This window comes from Arsenicicoccus sp. oral taxon 190 (assembly GCF_001189535.1).
Lineage (GTDB): Bacteria > Actinomycetota > Actinomycetes > Actinomycetales > Dermatophilaceae > Arsenicicoccus.
In genome coordinates, this window is record NZ_CP012070.1 from 1,674,460 (window position 1) to 1,686,924 (window position 12,465).

Below are 12,465 nucleotides of genomic sequence, written 5' to 3' on the forward strand. Positions count from 1 at the left end.
GCTCAGGCCTCCTGGCTGGCGGGGGTGCTGGCGGGGGTGCTGGCGGGGGTTGGACTGGTGTCGGGAGCCGGGCTCGGCGCGTGGTGCGGGTCGAGCTCGTGCAGCGCCTCGTGGATCGCGTCGGACAGCGTGCTGGCCGTGAAGGGCAGGCCGCGCACCTGGGTCAGCGCCCGCACGTCGACGAGGTAGGCGGCGCGCAGCATCATCGTGAGCTGGCCGAGGTTCATCTCCGGCACGATGACCCGCTCGTAGCGGCGCAGCACCTCGCCGAGGTTGGCCGGGAACGGGTTGAGGTGCCGCAGGTGCGCCTGCGCGACCTCCGCGCCGGTGTCGCGGGCATAGCGCACCCCGGCGCTGATCGGGCCGTATGTCGATCCCCACCCGAGCATGAGGACCTTGGCCTCGCCGGTGGGGTCGTCGACCTGCACGTCGGGGATGCCCGCGATGCCGGCGACCTTGGCGGCGCGCAGCCGGGTCATCCGGTCGTGGTTGTCGGGGTCGTAGGAGATCTCGCCGGAGACGTCCTTCTTCTCGATCCCGCCGACGCGGTGCTCCAGGCCCGCGGTGCCGGGCACGGCCCAGGGGCGGGCGAGCGTGTCGGGGTCGCGCAGGTAGGGGTGGAACACCGGGGTCCCGTCGGCGTCCTCGGCGTTGGGCTCGGTGGCGAAGCCGGGGTCGATCAAGGGCAGCTCGCGCACCGAGGGGACCTGCCACGGCTCGGAGCCGTTGGCGAGGTAGCCGTCGGAGAGCAGGAAGACCGGGGTGCGGTAGGTCAGCGCGATACGGACCGCCTCGAGCGCGGCGTCGAAGCAGTCGGACGGCGACTGCGCGGCGACCACGGGGACGGGCGCCTCGCCGTTGCGGCCGTACATCGCCTGCAGCAGGTCGGCCTGCTCGGTCTTGGTCGGGAGCCCGGTGGAGGGGCCGCCACGCTGGACGTCGACGATGACCAGCGGAAGCTCGAGGGAGACGGCGAGACCGACGGTCTCGGTCTTGAGCGCGACCCCGGGCCCGGACGTCGTGGTGACCCCCAGGGCGCCGCCGAAACTCGCGCCGAGCGCGGCACCGATCCCCGCGATCTCGTCCTCGGCCTGGATCGTGGTGACGCCGAAGCGCTTGAGCCCGGACAGGGTGTGCAGGATGTCGCTGGCCGGCGTGATGGGGTAGGCGCCCAGCACCAGGGGCAGCCCGGCCTTGTGCGCCGCGGTCGCGAGGCCGTAGGCCAGCGCCGTGTTGCCGGTGACGTTGCGGTAGAGCCCGGCCCGCATCGGGGCGGGACCGATCTCGTAGGCGACCGCGAAGTCCTCCGTGGTCTCGCCGTAGGCGTGCCCGGCCTTGAGGGCGGCCAGGTTGGCCGCGAGGATGTCGGGCTTCTTGCCGAACTTCGCGGCGAGGAAGGTCTCGGTCGACTCCAGCGGGCGGGTGTAGAGCCAGGACAGCAGGCCGAGCGCGAACATGTTCTTGGCGCGCTGCTTGTCCTTGCGCGACAGCGGGAAGTCCGCGAGCGCCTCGACCGTGATCGAGGTGAGCGGCAGCGCGTGCAGGTGGTAGGACTCCAGCGAGCCGTCCTCGAGCGGGTTGCTGGCGTAGCCGACCTTGCTGAGGTTGCGCGTGGTGAACTCGTCGCTGTCGGCGATCACGGTGGCCCCGCGCGGCACGTCCGGCAGGTTGGCCTTGAGCGCGGCGGGGTTCATCGCGACGAGCACGTCCGGGTTGTCGCCGGGGGTGAGCACGTCGTGGTCGGCGAAGTGCAGCTGGAAGCTCGAGACGCCGGGGAGCGTCCCCTGAGGGGCGCGGATCTCGGCGGGGAAGTTGGGCAGCGTCGACAGGTCGTTGCCGAGGATCGCCGTCTGCGACGTGAACCTGTCTCCCGTCAGCTGCATCCCGTCTCCGGAGTCACCGGCGAACCGGATGACGACGCGCTCGAGCCGGTGGACTGCCTTGCTCGTCATGGGTGCAGAGTCACTTCGCTTTCACTGATACGCAGACTTTGGGTAGACCAAACGTCATGTTATGCGGGCTGCCGGTGCGGCCGGGTCCTCGTCTCATGGTAGGGGCCCGACGTGGGCCTCCCGGGGCCTCGCGCACCCGCACCTGTGGGCAACGTCCGGCAGGCCCGAGTGCTTCCGCCACCTCGATTTCATCTCCACGCCAAAGCCGTGTACGGTTATCGACGCACTCCGAACGAGTGCACTTCCGAGCGCGCTTGGTACTACCAGCCGCTCGGGCCCCCTTAGCTCAGTCGGCAGAGCGTTTCCATGGTAAGGAAAAGGTCGTCGGTTCGATTCCGACAGGGGGCTCTCGCAGGCCCCGCACCCTCGAGGCGCAGGATCTGCCACCTGGCGGGGTAGCTCAGCTGGTTAGAGCGCACGACTCATAATCGTGAGGTCGCGGGATCGAGCCCCGCTCCCGCTACCAAGTACATCCCGACCCCAGGCCGGCCGCAGATCGCGGGTCGGCGCCCACTTCGAGAGCAGGTTGCCCCGTGGCCAGCAAGTCCGCAGACGTCCGTCCCAAGATCACGATGGCGTGCACCGACTGCAAGGAGCGCAACTACATCACCAAGAAGAACCGTCGGAACCACCCCGACCGGCTCGAGCTGGCGAAGTTCTGCCCCCGCTGCAAGAAGCACACCGCGCACCGCGAGACCCGCTGAGCGCACCCCGGCACCGCGCGAGCGCCGTCCCTCACCTGCGAGGGGCGGCGCTCGCTGCCGTCGGTGGCCGGGCTACCGGCACGTAGCGCATAGGCTCGTCCCCATGCCTGTCAACGAGTCGTTCGCGGGGCGCAGCTACCCGCCGACCGCCCCCTACCAGGTGGGGCGGGCCAAGATCGCGGAGTTCGCCGAGGCCGTCGGGGCCGTGGACCCGGTCCACACCGACGTCGACGCGGCCCGGGCGCGGGGGTATGTTGACGTCATCGCCCCCCCGACCTTCGCGGTGCTCGTCGCCCAGCAGGCGGACCGCCAGCTGATCACGGACCCCGAGGCCGGCATCGACTTCACCCGGGTGGTCCACGGCGAGCAGCGGTTCACCCACCACCACCCGCTGGTGGCCGGCGACGAGATCACCGCGACCCTGACCGTCGACACCGTCCGGGTCGTGGGTGGCCACGCGATGGTGACCACGCGCAGCGAGCTGCGCACCGAGGCGGGCGAGCCCCGCTGCACCGCCGTGAGCACCCTCGTGATCCGGGGGGAGGACTGAGATGGGGAGGACTGACATGACCGACCTCAGCACCGTCGAGCCCGGCCAGGTCCTGCCCGAGCGCACCCTCACCGTCACCCGCGCGATGCTCGTCGCGTATGCCGGTGCCAGCCTCGACCGCAACCCGATCCACTGGGACGAGCGGTTCGCCACGTCGGTCGGGCTGCCCGACGTCATCGCGCACGGCATGCTCACCATGGGCGCGGCGGTCCAGGTGGTCGTGGACTGGTGCGGCGACGCGGGGCGGGTCGTGGAGTACTCCACCAAGTTCGTCGCCCCGGTCGTCGTCCCCCACGACGGCGGCGCCGAGGTGGTCCTCGGCGGTGTCGTCAAGAAGGTCGAGGACGGACGGGCTACGGTCGAGCTCACCGCCACGTGCGAGGGCAGGAAGGTCCTCGGGCGGGCGCTCGCGGTCGTCCGCCTCGAGCGCTGACCACCCCCGGCCGCCACCCCTGACGACGGCCGCCCGGCAGCCGGCCCCCCGAGGGGCGGGCTGTCGCCATACGACGAAGGGCACTCCCACGATGCAGGTCGAGCACGACGTCCCCCTGGCCACGCTGACCACCATGCGGGTGGGCGGCCCGGCGCAGCGGCTGGTGACGGCGCGGACGACCGACGAGCTCGTGGACGCGGTGCGCGAGGTCGACGACGCCGACGAGCCGCTGCTGGTCGTGTCGGGCGGGTCCAACCTGGTGGTGTCCGACGAGGGTTTCGCGGGGACCGTGGTGCTGGTGCGCTCCAGCGGCATCGAGGTGCAGAGCCAGGACTGGTGCGGCGGGGCCTTCGTGCGCGTGGCGGCGGGGGAGTCCTGGGACGGGCTGGTCGAGCGGGCCGTCGCCGAGGGATGGGCCGGGATCGAGGCGATGTCCGGCATCCCGGGGCTCACCGGCGCCACGCCGGTCCAGAACGTCGGCGCCTACGGCCAGGAGGTCGCCCAGACCATCGCGCAGGTGCGGGTGTGGGACCGGCGCGAGGAGCGGGTCCGCACCTTCTTCCCGGCCGACTGCGGCTTCACCTACCGCCACAGCGTCTTCAAGGGCACCGACCGCTACGTCGTCCTCGACGTCGCCTTCCAGCTCGAGGTCGCCGACCTCTCCCGGCCGGTGGCGTATGCCGCCCTGGCCGCCGGGCTGGACGTCCCGCTCGGCACCCGGGTGCCGCTGTCCGACGCCCGGGAGGCCGTGCTCGAGCAGCGGCGTCGTCGCGGCATGGTGCTGGAGCCGGGGGACCACGACACCTGGTCCTGCGGGTCCTTCTTCACCAACCCGATCCTGCCGGTGGGGGCGTTCGCCGAGCTGGAGGAGCGGGCCCGGCAGCGGCTGGGGTCGGACGGCCCGGTCCCGCCGCGCTTCGACGCCGGTGACGGGCTGGCCAAGACCAGCGCCGCCTGGTTGATCGACCGGGCGGGCTTCGGCAAGGGCTTCGGCCTGCCGGGGCCGGCGGCGCTGTCGACCAAGCACACCCTCGCGGTGACCAACCGGGGTGGCGCGACGGCGGCCGACGTGGCGGCGCTCGCGCGCCAGGTCCGCGACGGGGTCCAGGAGGCATTCGGGGTCACCCTGGTCAACGAGCCGGTCTTCGTGGGGCACCACCTCTGACCGACGCCGGGTGCCGGCGTGCTCAGCCGGGCAGGGCCAGCCAGGTGTCGACGTCCTCCTCGGCGCGGGCGACCAGCTCGCGCGGGGCGGTGGACGTGCGCAGGGACATGCGGGCCAGCTCGGCCAGCTCCTCGTCGGTGAGCCCGTGGACCTCGCGCGCCAGGGTGTACTGGTCGACCAGCCGGGAGCCGAAGAGCAGCGGGTCGTCGGCGCCGAGCGCCACCTGGACCCCGGCCTGCAGCAGGGTCCGCAGCGGCACCTGCGGCGCGTCGTCGTAGACGCCGAGCGCGACGTTGCTGCCCGGGCACACCTCGAGCGCCACCCCCTCGCGCACCAGGCGGTCGAGGACCCGCGGGTCCTCGGCGGCCCGCACCCCGTGCCCGATCCGGTCCGGCAGCAGCGCGTCCAGCGTCGCCGTGACCGCCTCCGGGCCGCGCAGCTCCCCGCCGTGGGGGACCAGCGCCAGCCCGGCGGCGCGGGCGATCGTGAAGGCGTGCCCGAAGTCGGCGGTGACGCCGCGGTGCTCGTCGTTGGACAGGCCGAAGCCGACGACGTGACCGGTGCCCTCCCCGGCATACCGGGCTGCCAGGCGGGCGAGCGTCCGGGCGTCCAGGGGGTGCCGGACGCGGCTGGCCGCGACGACGACGCCCACCCCGATGCCGGACTCCGCGGCGGCCGCCACCGCGGACTCGAGCACCAGCTCCAGGGCCGGGGTGAGGCCACCGCAGAAGGGCGCGTAGCTGGTGGGGTCGACCTGCAGCTCCAGCCACCGCGAGCCCTCGGAGGCGTCGTCCAGCGCGGCCTCCCGGACGATCCGCCGCATCGCCTCGGGACCGCGGACGCAGGCGCGCGCCGCGTCGTAGAGCCGCTGGAACCGGAACCACCCGCGCTCGTCCACGCTGCGCAGCGTGGGCGGCCAGTCCTCGGTGAGCGCGTGCGGCAGCCGCAACCCCTCGACCTGCGCCAGCTCGGTGAGCGTGGACAGCCGCATCGACCCGGTGAAGTGCAGGTGCAGGTGCGCCTTCGGGAGCTGGTCGAGAGGGCGAGGCATGGGGCCATCCTCACAGACGGTGCCCGCGGGCCCGGGATCCGGTGACGACGACCCCGGTCCTCCCGCGTGCCGAGGCCGACGTGGAGGCAGAGCCCGCCTAGGCTGGGGCTTCCCGACGCTCGCGTCCACCCGCCCGTCGAGCCCCCTGGAGGTCTGGCATGGTCGACCAGCGTCCGCTCTACCGTGCGCGCCGGCACGGCGCCCTGGCCCTGGTGGGCACGGCCGCGGCGCTGCTCGCCGCGGGGGGCCTCGCCCTGGCCGACCTCGTCGGGCCGCCCGATCCCACGCCGAGGTCCGTGGCCGCGGCGGTGTCGGGCCCCGCCACCACCCCGGGCGAGGTGACGGCCACCGCCGGGGCCGGCGCGCGCCCCACGCCCTCCGGCACTCGTGGGGACGCCTCCCTGCCGCCGATCACCCTCGCCTTCGCGGGGGACACGCAGGCGTATGGCGTCGCCGCCCGCCTCAACGAGGTGGGCCTGGGCGCCGCCGGCCGCCTGCTGGCGCAGGCCGACCTGGCCATGGTCAACCTCGAGACCGCCGTGGCCCGCGACCGGTCCGGCCTCACCCCCCAGCCGAAGCCGTTCACCTTCGTGACGGGACCGGCGATCCTGGACACCCTCAAGGCCGAGGGCGTCGACGTCGTGACGGCCGCCAACAACCACACGATGGACTTCGGCGAGGAGGGGATGCGCCGGATGCTCGAGGTCAAGGCGACCTCGCCCGTCCCCATGGTCGGGCTCGGCAAGGACGCCGACGAGGCGTGGGCGCCGTGGACCACCGAGGTCAAGGGTCGGCGGGTGGTGGTCTTCGGCGCGACCGACGTGCTCGACCGGCACCTGGACTGGAAGGCGGGTCCGGGCAAGCTCGGGCTCGCCAAGGTCATGGACGACGACGGCTTCGCGCGGCTCCTCGCGGGGGTGCGTGCGGCGCGGGCCGCCGGGCCGCAGGACGTCATCGTGGTCTACCTGCACTCGGGCGTCGAGAAGGAGCGCTGCCCCACGCCGCGTCAGGTCTACACCGACAAGGCCCTCGCCGAGGCGGGAGCCACCGTCGTCGTCGGCAGCCACGCCCACGTCCTGCAGACCACCACGACGGTGGGCGACACCGCGGTGGCCTACGGCCTCGGCAACTTCGCCTTCGGCAGCGGCAGCCCGGAGACCCTGGCCACCGGGGTGCTGACCGTCACGGTGCCCGGAGCGGGGGCCCCCTCGATGCGCTTCGACCCGGCGCGGGTGACCGGCGGGCTGCCCCGCCTGCTGTCCGGGGCCGAGCGGGAGCAGGCGCTGCGGTCGTGGCAGAGCCGCGGGCAGGGCTGCTCCTGACGGGTCGGTTCGCCTTGTGCGGCGTCCCTGACGTATGCTCGTCTCTTGGATGGTTGCTGCGTCGATCGGCCGTGCGCTCCGGCGCCGGGTGGGGACGCGGCGGTGATCCTTAGGGTAGTAGCTCAATTGGTAGAGCACCGGTCTCCAAAACCGGCGGTTGGGGGTTCGAGTCCCTCCTGCCCTGCTGAGCACGTGGTCGTCGGACGAAGGCAGGGACTGTGAGCGAGGTCAACACCCAGCGGGGTGGCGCGCGCCAGCAGCAGGCTCGCCGCGGTTTCTTCGGCCGCATCGCGCTGTTCATCGCCCAGGTGCTGGACGAGCTGCGCAAGGTGGTCCGCCCGACCCGGGACGAGCTCGTCACCTACACCACGGTCGTGATGGTCTTCGTCATCGCGATCATGCTGTTCTGCGCGGCGCTCGACTACGGGATCGGCAAGCTCGTCTTCTGGGCCTTCGCCGGCAGCTGACGGCCGGGCCGCGACCGCCGGTCCGCACCCGTCCCACCGGCACCCCGCCTGATCTAGCAAGGAAGTAGGCCCGCACCGTGTCCGACCAGCCCTCGCACGACCCCTTCGCCACGAGCGACGAGGCCGACGGGCGCGACGCCGCGCAGCCCGTCGAGACCGCTGACGCCGACACCGAGGTCCGCGAGGCGCCGGTCGACGAGGCGCCCGAGGCGGCGCCCGCCGCGGCCGGGGAGCGCTCCGACGCCGCGGCCGAGGAGGCCCCTGCGGCCGAGGTCCCCGACGCGCCGGCGGTCAACCCGCTGGAGGAGTTCAAGCGCGACCTGCGCATGCTCGAGGGCGACTGGTACGTCGTGCACTCCTACGCCGGCTACGAGAACCGCGTGAAGACCAACCTCGAGACCCGCGTGACCAGCCTCAACATGGAGCCCTACATCTTCCAGGTGGAGGTCCCCATGGAGGAGGTCACCGAGATCAAGAACGGCCAGCGCAAGACCGTCCGCCGCGTGCGGATGCCCGGTTACGTGCTGGTGCGCATGGACCTGACCGACGAGAGCTGGGGTGCCGTCCGGCACACGCCCGGCGTCACGGGCTTCGTGGGCCACACCCACCAGCCGGTGCCGCTGAGCCTCGACGAGGTCGTCACGATGCTCGCCCCGAAGTTCGAGGAGCCCGCGGCCCCCGCCGCGGCCGGTGCGCCGGCTGCCGGTCAGGGCGCTGCCGCCGGGGCCGCCGCCCGCCCCACGGTGGACGTCGACTTCGAGGTCGGCGAGTCCGTCACGGTGATGGAGGGCCCCTTCGAGACCCTCGACGCCACGGTTTCTGAGATCAACGCCGAGACCCAGAAGCTCAAGGTGCTCGTCTCGATCTTCGGCCGGGAGACCCCGGTCGAGCTGGGCTTCAACCAGGTCGCCAAGATCTGAGCCGGCCCACCGCCCTGCGGCACCCCGCAGGGCTGCAACCGGGTCATCGCCCACGGCGTCGGCCCACCACCAGGTAAGGAACACATCACATGCCTCCCAAGAAGAAGGTCTCCGGCTTCATCAAGCTGCAGATCCAGGCTGGTGCCGCGACGCCGGCGCCGCCCGTCGGCCCCGCGCTGGGTCAGCACGGCGTCAACATCATGGAGTTCGTCAAGGCCTACAACGCCGCGACGGAGTCCCAGCGTGGCAACGTCATCCCGGTCGAGATCACGGTCTACGAGGACCGCTCGTTCACCTTCATCACCAAGACGCCGCCGGCCGCCGAGCTGATCAAGAAGGCCGCGGGCGTCCCCAAGGGCTCCGGCGTCCCCAACAAGACCAAGGTCGCCACCCTCTCGGCCGACCAGGTCCGCGAGATCGCCCAGCAGAAGATGCAGGACCTCAACGCCAACGACCTCGAGATGGCCGCCCGCATCATCGCCGGCACCGCCCGCTCGATGGGCATCAACACCCCCGGTTACGAGTCCTGATCTCGTGACCTGTGGGCCCCACCGGGGCTCGCCCGTGGCAGGACCCGCGCTGGTCCGACGACCACGACTCCACCCGGGTCGGCTCCGCGTCGACCCACGAAGCACGAGGAGCAGCACATGAAGCGCAGCAAGGCCTACCGCGCCGCGGCGGACAAGATCGAGGAGGGCAAGCTCTACGCCCCGCTCGAGGCCGTCCGCCTGGCCAAGGAGACCGCGTCCACCAAGTACGACTCGACCGTCGAGGTCGCGTTCCGCCTGGGTGTCGACCCCCGCAAGGCCGACCAGATGGTGCGCGGCACCGTCAACCTCCCGCACGGCACCGGCAAGACCGCTCGCGTGCTCGTCTTCGCCAACGGCGAGAAGGCCGAGGCGGCCCGTGCCGCCGGCGCCGACTTCGTCGGCTCGGACGACATGCTGGAGAAGGTCCAGGGCGGCTGGCTCGACTTCGACGCCGTCGTCGCGACCCCGGACCTCATGGGCAAGGTCGGTCGTCTGGGCAAGGTGCTGGGCCCGCGTGGCCTCATGCCCAACCCCAAGACGGGCACCGTGACCATGGACGTCGCCAAGGCCGTCAGCGACATCAAGGGCGGCAAGATCGAGTTCCGCGTCGACAAGCACGCCAACCTCCACTTCATCATCGGCAAGGCGTCCTTCGACGAGAAGGCGCTGGTCGACAACTACGCCGCCGCGCTCGAGGAGATCCTGCGCCTCAAGCCGTCGGCCTCCAAGGGTCGCTACATCACCAAGGCCACGCTGGCCACGACGATGGGCCCCGGCATCCCGCTGGACGCCAACCGCACCCGTAACCTCACCTCCGAGGGGGAGGAGCAGGCCTGAGCCTGACCTCTCGCGCCACGACGCCCGGACCCTCGCGGTCCGGGCGTCGTCGTGTCCGCCGTCGTCGTGTCCGCCCGTCGTCGTGCGCCCCGGGTGCGCCTCGGCCGTATGCCGCCCCCGCCCGACTACCATCGAGCATCATGCGCCGCCGTCCCGCCGACCGTCCCCGTGCGACCTCCTGGCGCCTCGGGCTGCTGGCCGTGGTGACCGCCGCCGGGCTGTGCGGGTGCGTGGCGGGATCGAGCACCAGCCGCTCCACGCTGGGGGCCGCCACGTCGGCCCCGACCAGCCAGGCGACCGCGACGCTGCCCACGGAGGGTGCTTCCCTCGCGGGGCGCACGCCCGACCCCAACGCCCAGCCCGTCCCGACGGGGGAGGGGGTCCCCGGGGCGGAGTTCGGCCAGACGATGCGCGACGTCATCGCGGCCAAGGGGAGCGTGCGGATGGCCATGACGACCGTGGCCGGGGGCGCCACGGCCCAGGTCGACACGCGCAGCAAGGCCATGCAGGTCCAGGTCGCCGCCGGCGGCCGGACGGTGACGCTGGTGCACCTCGGGGACAAGACCTGGGTCAAGGGCGCCGGGACGGTGCAGGTGCCGCTGCCGCCCGCCAAGCCCGGCGACCGGCCCCGCACCGACACCCGCCACTGGCTGCAGCTGGACCCCGGCGGCGCCGACGCGATCAGCCGCAAGCTGGGCCCGCAGGCCAAGGTGGCGCAGACCCTGGACCCCGGCCGCTTCACGGGGATGCTGGACGGCCTGCTGGGGGACAAGACCCCCCGGGGGGACGGCTCCCAGGTGGTCTTCTCGGTGCCCCCGGCGCAGTACCTCGACGCCGTGGCCGCGCCGGACGCGCTGCGCAGCACCGTCAGGAAGCCCGTGGCGCTGGTCGTCCTGCTGGACGCCTCGGGCCAGCCGACCTCCGTCACGACGACCCTCACCACCGACAAGGGCGAGGTCACCGACCGCACGGAGTACTCCCGCTGGGGTCAACCGGTCTCCGTGGAGGCGCCGTCGCCCGACGACGTGGCACCCGCCCCGGGGAGCCCCGCCACCGGCAACGGCGCCGCCAACGGCACCGGCGGGACGACCGCATCGCCCACGGCCCCCGCAGGCGCCCCGTCTGCCGCACCCTCGGGCACCGTGTCGACCACCGCGTCGGCCGGGGCGACGCCCGCCCCGACGGCCACCTCGCGCTGAGCCGATTTGGTGACCGGGCCCGCCGGCCCGTACCCTGGTCGAGACCAATGACCGCCGGTCTGCCGTGCACCACGTCCCTCGTGGGTCGTGCGAGCGGCACGAAGGTCCCACGAGCGTGGGCGTCCGACGCAGGTGAGCGTGATTCCCCGCTCGACTCGTCGAGCCTGTGAGCCCCGTGCGCCTGCGCCGGGGCTCTTTCTCATGTGGCCACCGGCTTCACGCTACGGAAGGAGGCCACATGGCAACGGCTGAGAAGCAGGCTGCCATCGCCGAGATCGCGGACAAGTTCCGTGGCTCGGGTGCGGCCGTGCTGACGGAGTACCGCGGTCTGACCGTGAAGCAGCTCTCCGAGCTGCGCGGCTCGATCCGTGAGCACGCTACCTACGCCGTGGTCAAGAACACGCTGACCAAGCTCGCCGCGAAGGAGGCCGGGATCACGGCCTTCGACGGGCACCTGACCGGTCCGAGCGCCATCGTCTTCGTGACGGGCGACCCGGTCGAGACGGCCAAGGGTCTGCGTGACTTCGCCAAGGCCAACCCGGCCCTTGTCATCAAGGCCGGGGTGCTCGACGGCAAGCCGTTGAGCCCCGAGGAGATCACCAAGCTCGCGGACCTCGAGTCCCGCGAGGTGCTCCTCGCCAAGCTGGCGGGCGCCATGAACGCCTCGCTCAGCAAGGCTGTCTACCTCTTCGCCGCTCCTCTGTCGCAGACGGCCCGCGTGGTCGACGCCCTGCGCCAGAAGGTCGAGGCCGAGGGTCCTGTCGCGGCTGCTCCGGCCGCCGACTCCGCCGAGGCCCCGGCCGAGGCTACCGACGACGTCGCCGCGGGTGGCGACGAGAGCTGATCTGCCACTTGGCAGCTCGCTCGACCAACACCAACGCCACTCACGGCACAGACCAGGAAGGAAGCCACCATGGCTAAGCTCAGCACCGACGAGCTCCTTGAGGCCTTCAAGGAGATGACCCTGATCGAGCTCTCCGAGTTCGTCAAGCAGTTCGAGGAGACGTTCAACGTCACCGCCGCGGCCCCGGTTGCCGTCGCGGGTGCGGCCCCGGCCGCGGGCGGCGCCGGCGGCGAGGCCGCCGCTGCCGAGGAGAAGGACGAGTTCGACGTCATCCTCACCGCCGCGGGCGACAAGAAGATCCAGGTCATCAAGGAGGTCCGCGCGCTGACCTCCCTCGGCCTGAAGGAGGCCAAGGACCTGGTGGACGGCGCTCCCAAGCCCGTCCTCGAGGGTGTCAACAAGGAGGCCGCGGACAAGGCCAAGGCTGCCCTCGAGGGCGCCGGCGCCTCCGTCGAGCTCAAGTGATCTCGGGCTGGATCACGTCCGGCCGC

At 72.4% G+C, this 12,465-nt stretch carries 14 protein-coding genes and 3 tRNA genes; 15 read left to right on the forward strand and 2 right to left on the reverse strand.

Translation table 11 applies throughout. The annotated features are described in order from the left end of the window. Positions 1 to 2: 2 nt before the first annotated feature. Entirely contained in the window at positions 3 to 1,952 is a 1,950-nt protein-coding gene (locus tag ADJ73_RS07885) for a 2-oxoacid:acceptor oxidoreductase subunit alpha (protein WP_082176837.1), read from the reverse strand. A gap of 275 nt (positions 1,953 to 2,227) precedes the next feature. On the opposite strand from ADJ73_RS07885, the gene ADJ73_RS07890 reads away from it, so the two are divergent. From ADJ73_RS07890 to ADJ73_RS07915, 6 genes are all read left to right on the forward strand, one after another. Continuing rightward, a tRNA-Thr gene (locus ADJ73_RS07890) sits at positions 2,228 to 2,300 on the forward strand. A gap of 41 nt (positions 2,301 to 2,341) precedes the next feature. Further along, positions 2,342 to 2,418: transfer RNA gene (locus ADJ73_RS07895), tRNA-Met, on the forward strand. Between the two features lie 106 nt (positions 2,419 to 2,524). Then, positions 2,525 to 2,656, forward strand: a complete 132-nt coding sequence (gene rpmG, locus ADJ73_RS07900) for a 50S ribosomal protein L33 (protein WP_253272714.1) — start codon at positions 2,525 to 2,527, stop codon at positions 2,654 to 2,656. A 103-nt stretch (positions 2,657 to 2,759) separates the two neighbouring features. Then, complete coding sequence (locus ADJ73_RS07905; protein ID WP_050347822.1) at positions 2,760 to 3,206, forward strand: FAS1-like dehydratase domain-containing protein; 447 nt, start codon at positions 2,760 to 2,762, stop codon at positions 3,204 to 3,206. A gap of 16 nt (positions 3,207 to 3,222) precedes the next feature. Beyond that, a complete protein-coding gene (locus tag ADJ73_RS07910) occupies positions 3,223 to 3,639 on the forward strand; it encodes a MaoC family dehydratase (protein ID WP_156188168.1) in 417 nt (138 codons plus the stop codon). Between the two features lie 91 nt (positions 3,640 to 3,730). Next, complete coding sequence (locus ADJ73_RS07915; RefSeq protein WP_050347824.1) at positions 3,731 to 4,804, forward strand: UDP-N-acetylmuramate dehydrogenase; 1,074 nt, start codon at positions 3,731 to 3,733, stop codon at positions 4,802 to 4,804. Positions 4,805 to 4,826: 22 nt separating this feature from the next. Here ADJ73_RS07915 and ADJ73_RS07920 read toward each other — a convergent pair whose 3' ends face one another. Continuing rightward, a complete protein-coding gene (locus tag ADJ73_RS07920; RefSeq protein WP_050347825.1) occupies positions 4,827 to 5,855 on the reverse strand; it encodes an adenosine deaminase in 1,029 nt (342 codons plus the stop codon). A gap of 158 nt (positions 5,856 to 6,013) precedes the next feature. Between ADJ73_RS07920 and ADJ73_RS07925 the strand changes: the two genes are divergently transcribed. From ADJ73_RS07925 to rplL, 9 genes are all read left to right on the forward strand, one after another. Continuing rightward, a complete protein-coding gene (locus tag ADJ73_RS07925; protein WP_050347826.1) occupies positions 6,014 to 7,177 on the forward strand; it encodes a CapA family protein in 1,164 nt (387 codons plus the stop codon). A gap of 111 nt (positions 7,178 to 7,288) precedes the next feature. After that, a tRNA-Trp gene (locus ADJ73_RS07930) sits at positions 7,289 to 7,361 on the forward strand. A gap of 34 nt (positions 7,362 to 7,395) precedes the next feature. Continuing rightward, positions 7,396 to 7,644: a preprotein translocase subunit SecE gene (gene secE / locus ADJ73_RS07935; protein ID WP_050347827.1), complete on the forward strand. Its 249-nt coding sequence runs from the start codon at positions 7,396 to 7,398 to the stop codon at positions 7,642 to 7,644. Between the two features lie 77 nt (positions 7,645 to 7,721). Further along, entirely contained in the window at positions 7,722 to 8,564 is an 843-nt protein-coding gene (gene nusG / locus ADJ73_RS07940) for a transcription termination/antitermination protein NusG (protein ID WP_050347828.1), read from the forward strand. An 89-nt stretch (positions 8,565 to 8,653) separates the two neighbouring features. After that, the gene (rplK, locus tag ADJ73_RS07945; RefSeq protein WP_050347829.1) at positions 8,654 to 9,094 is read left to right on the forward strand and encodes a 50S ribosomal protein L11; all 441 of its coding nucleotides are present in this window, start codon (positions 8,654 to 8,656) and stop codon (positions 9,092 to 9,094) included. Positions 9,095 to 9,211: 117 nt separating this feature from the next. Further along, positions 9,212 to 9,931 carry a 50S ribosomal protein L1 gene (rplA, locus tag ADJ73_RS07950; RefSeq protein WP_050347830.1) on the forward strand — a complete coding sequence of 240 codons (720 nt, stop codon included), beginning with the start codon at positions 9,212 to 9,214 and terminating at the stop codon, positions 9,929 to 9,931. Positions 9,932 to 10,071: 140 nt separating this feature from the next. Then, positions 10,072 to 11,130, forward strand: a complete 1,059-nt coding sequence (locus ADJ73_RS07955) for a hypothetical protein (protein ID WP_050347831.1) — start codon at positions 10,072 to 10,074, stop codon at positions 11,128 to 11,130. Between the two features lie 238 nt (positions 11,131 to 11,368). Further along, on the forward strand, positions 11,369 to 11,974 hold the full coding sequence (gene rplJ, locus ADJ73_RS07960) for a 50S ribosomal protein L10 (RefSeq protein WP_050347832.1): 606 nt from the start codon (positions 11,369 to 11,371) through the stop codon (positions 11,972 to 11,974). Positions 11,975 to 12,043: 69 nt separating this feature from the next. Then, complete coding sequence (gene rplL / locus ADJ73_RS07965) at positions 12,044 to 12,439, forward strand: 50S ribosomal protein L7/L12 (protein WP_050347833.1); 396 nt, start codon at positions 12,044 to 12,046, stop codon at positions 12,437 to 12,439. Positions 12,440 to 12,465 lie beyond the last annotated feature (26 nt).

Bases quoted from the DNA above. Each gene is read 5' to 3' on its own strand.
- ADJ73_RS07885 (WP_082176837.1), bottom strand. From the start codon at position 1,952: ATGACGAGCAAGGCAGTCCACCGGCTCGAGCGCGTCGTCATCCGGTTC.
- rpmG (WP_253272714.1), top strand. From the start codon at position 2,525: ATGGCGTGCACCGACTGCAAGGAGCGCAACTACATCACCAAGAAGAAC.
- ADJ73_RS07905 (WP_050347822.1), top strand. From the start codon at position 2,760: ATGCCTGTCAACGAGTCGTTCGCGGGGCGCAGCTACCCGCCGACCGCC.
- ADJ73_RS07910 (WP_156188168.1), top strand. From the start codon at position 3,223: ATGACCGACCTCAGCACCGTCGAGCCCGGCCAGGTCCTGCCCGAGCGC.
- ADJ73_RS07915 (WP_050347824.1), top strand. From the start codon at position 3,731: ATGCAGGTCGAGCACGACGTCCCCCTGGCCACGCTGACCACCATGCGG.
- ADJ73_RS07920 (WP_050347825.1), bottom strand. From the start codon at position 5,855: ATGCCTCGCCCTCTCGACCAGCTCCCGAAGGCGCACCTGCACCTGCAC.
- ADJ73_RS07925 (WP_050347826.1), top strand. From the start codon at position 6,014: ATGGTCGACCAGCGTCCGCTCTACCGTGCGCGCCGGCACGGCGCCCTG.
- rplK (WP_050347829.1), top strand. From the start codon at position 8,654: ATGCCTCCCAAGAAGAAGGTCTCCGGCTTCATCAAGCTGCAGATCCAG.
- rplA (WP_050347830.1), top strand. From the start codon at position 9,212: ATGAAGCGCAGCAAGGCCTACCGCGCCGCGGCGGACAAGATCGAGGAG.
- ADJ73_RS07955 (WP_050347831.1), top strand. From the start codon at position 10,072: ATGCGCCGCCGTCCCGCCGACCGTCCCCGTGCGACCTCCTGGCGCCTC.
- rplJ (WP_050347832.1), top strand. From the start codon at position 11,369: ATGGCAACGGCTGAGAAGCAGGCTGCCATCGCCGAGATCGCGGACAAG.
- rplL (WP_050347833.1), top strand. From the start codon at position 12,044: ATGGCTAAGCTCAGCACCGACGAGCTCCTTGAGGCCTTCAAGGAGATG.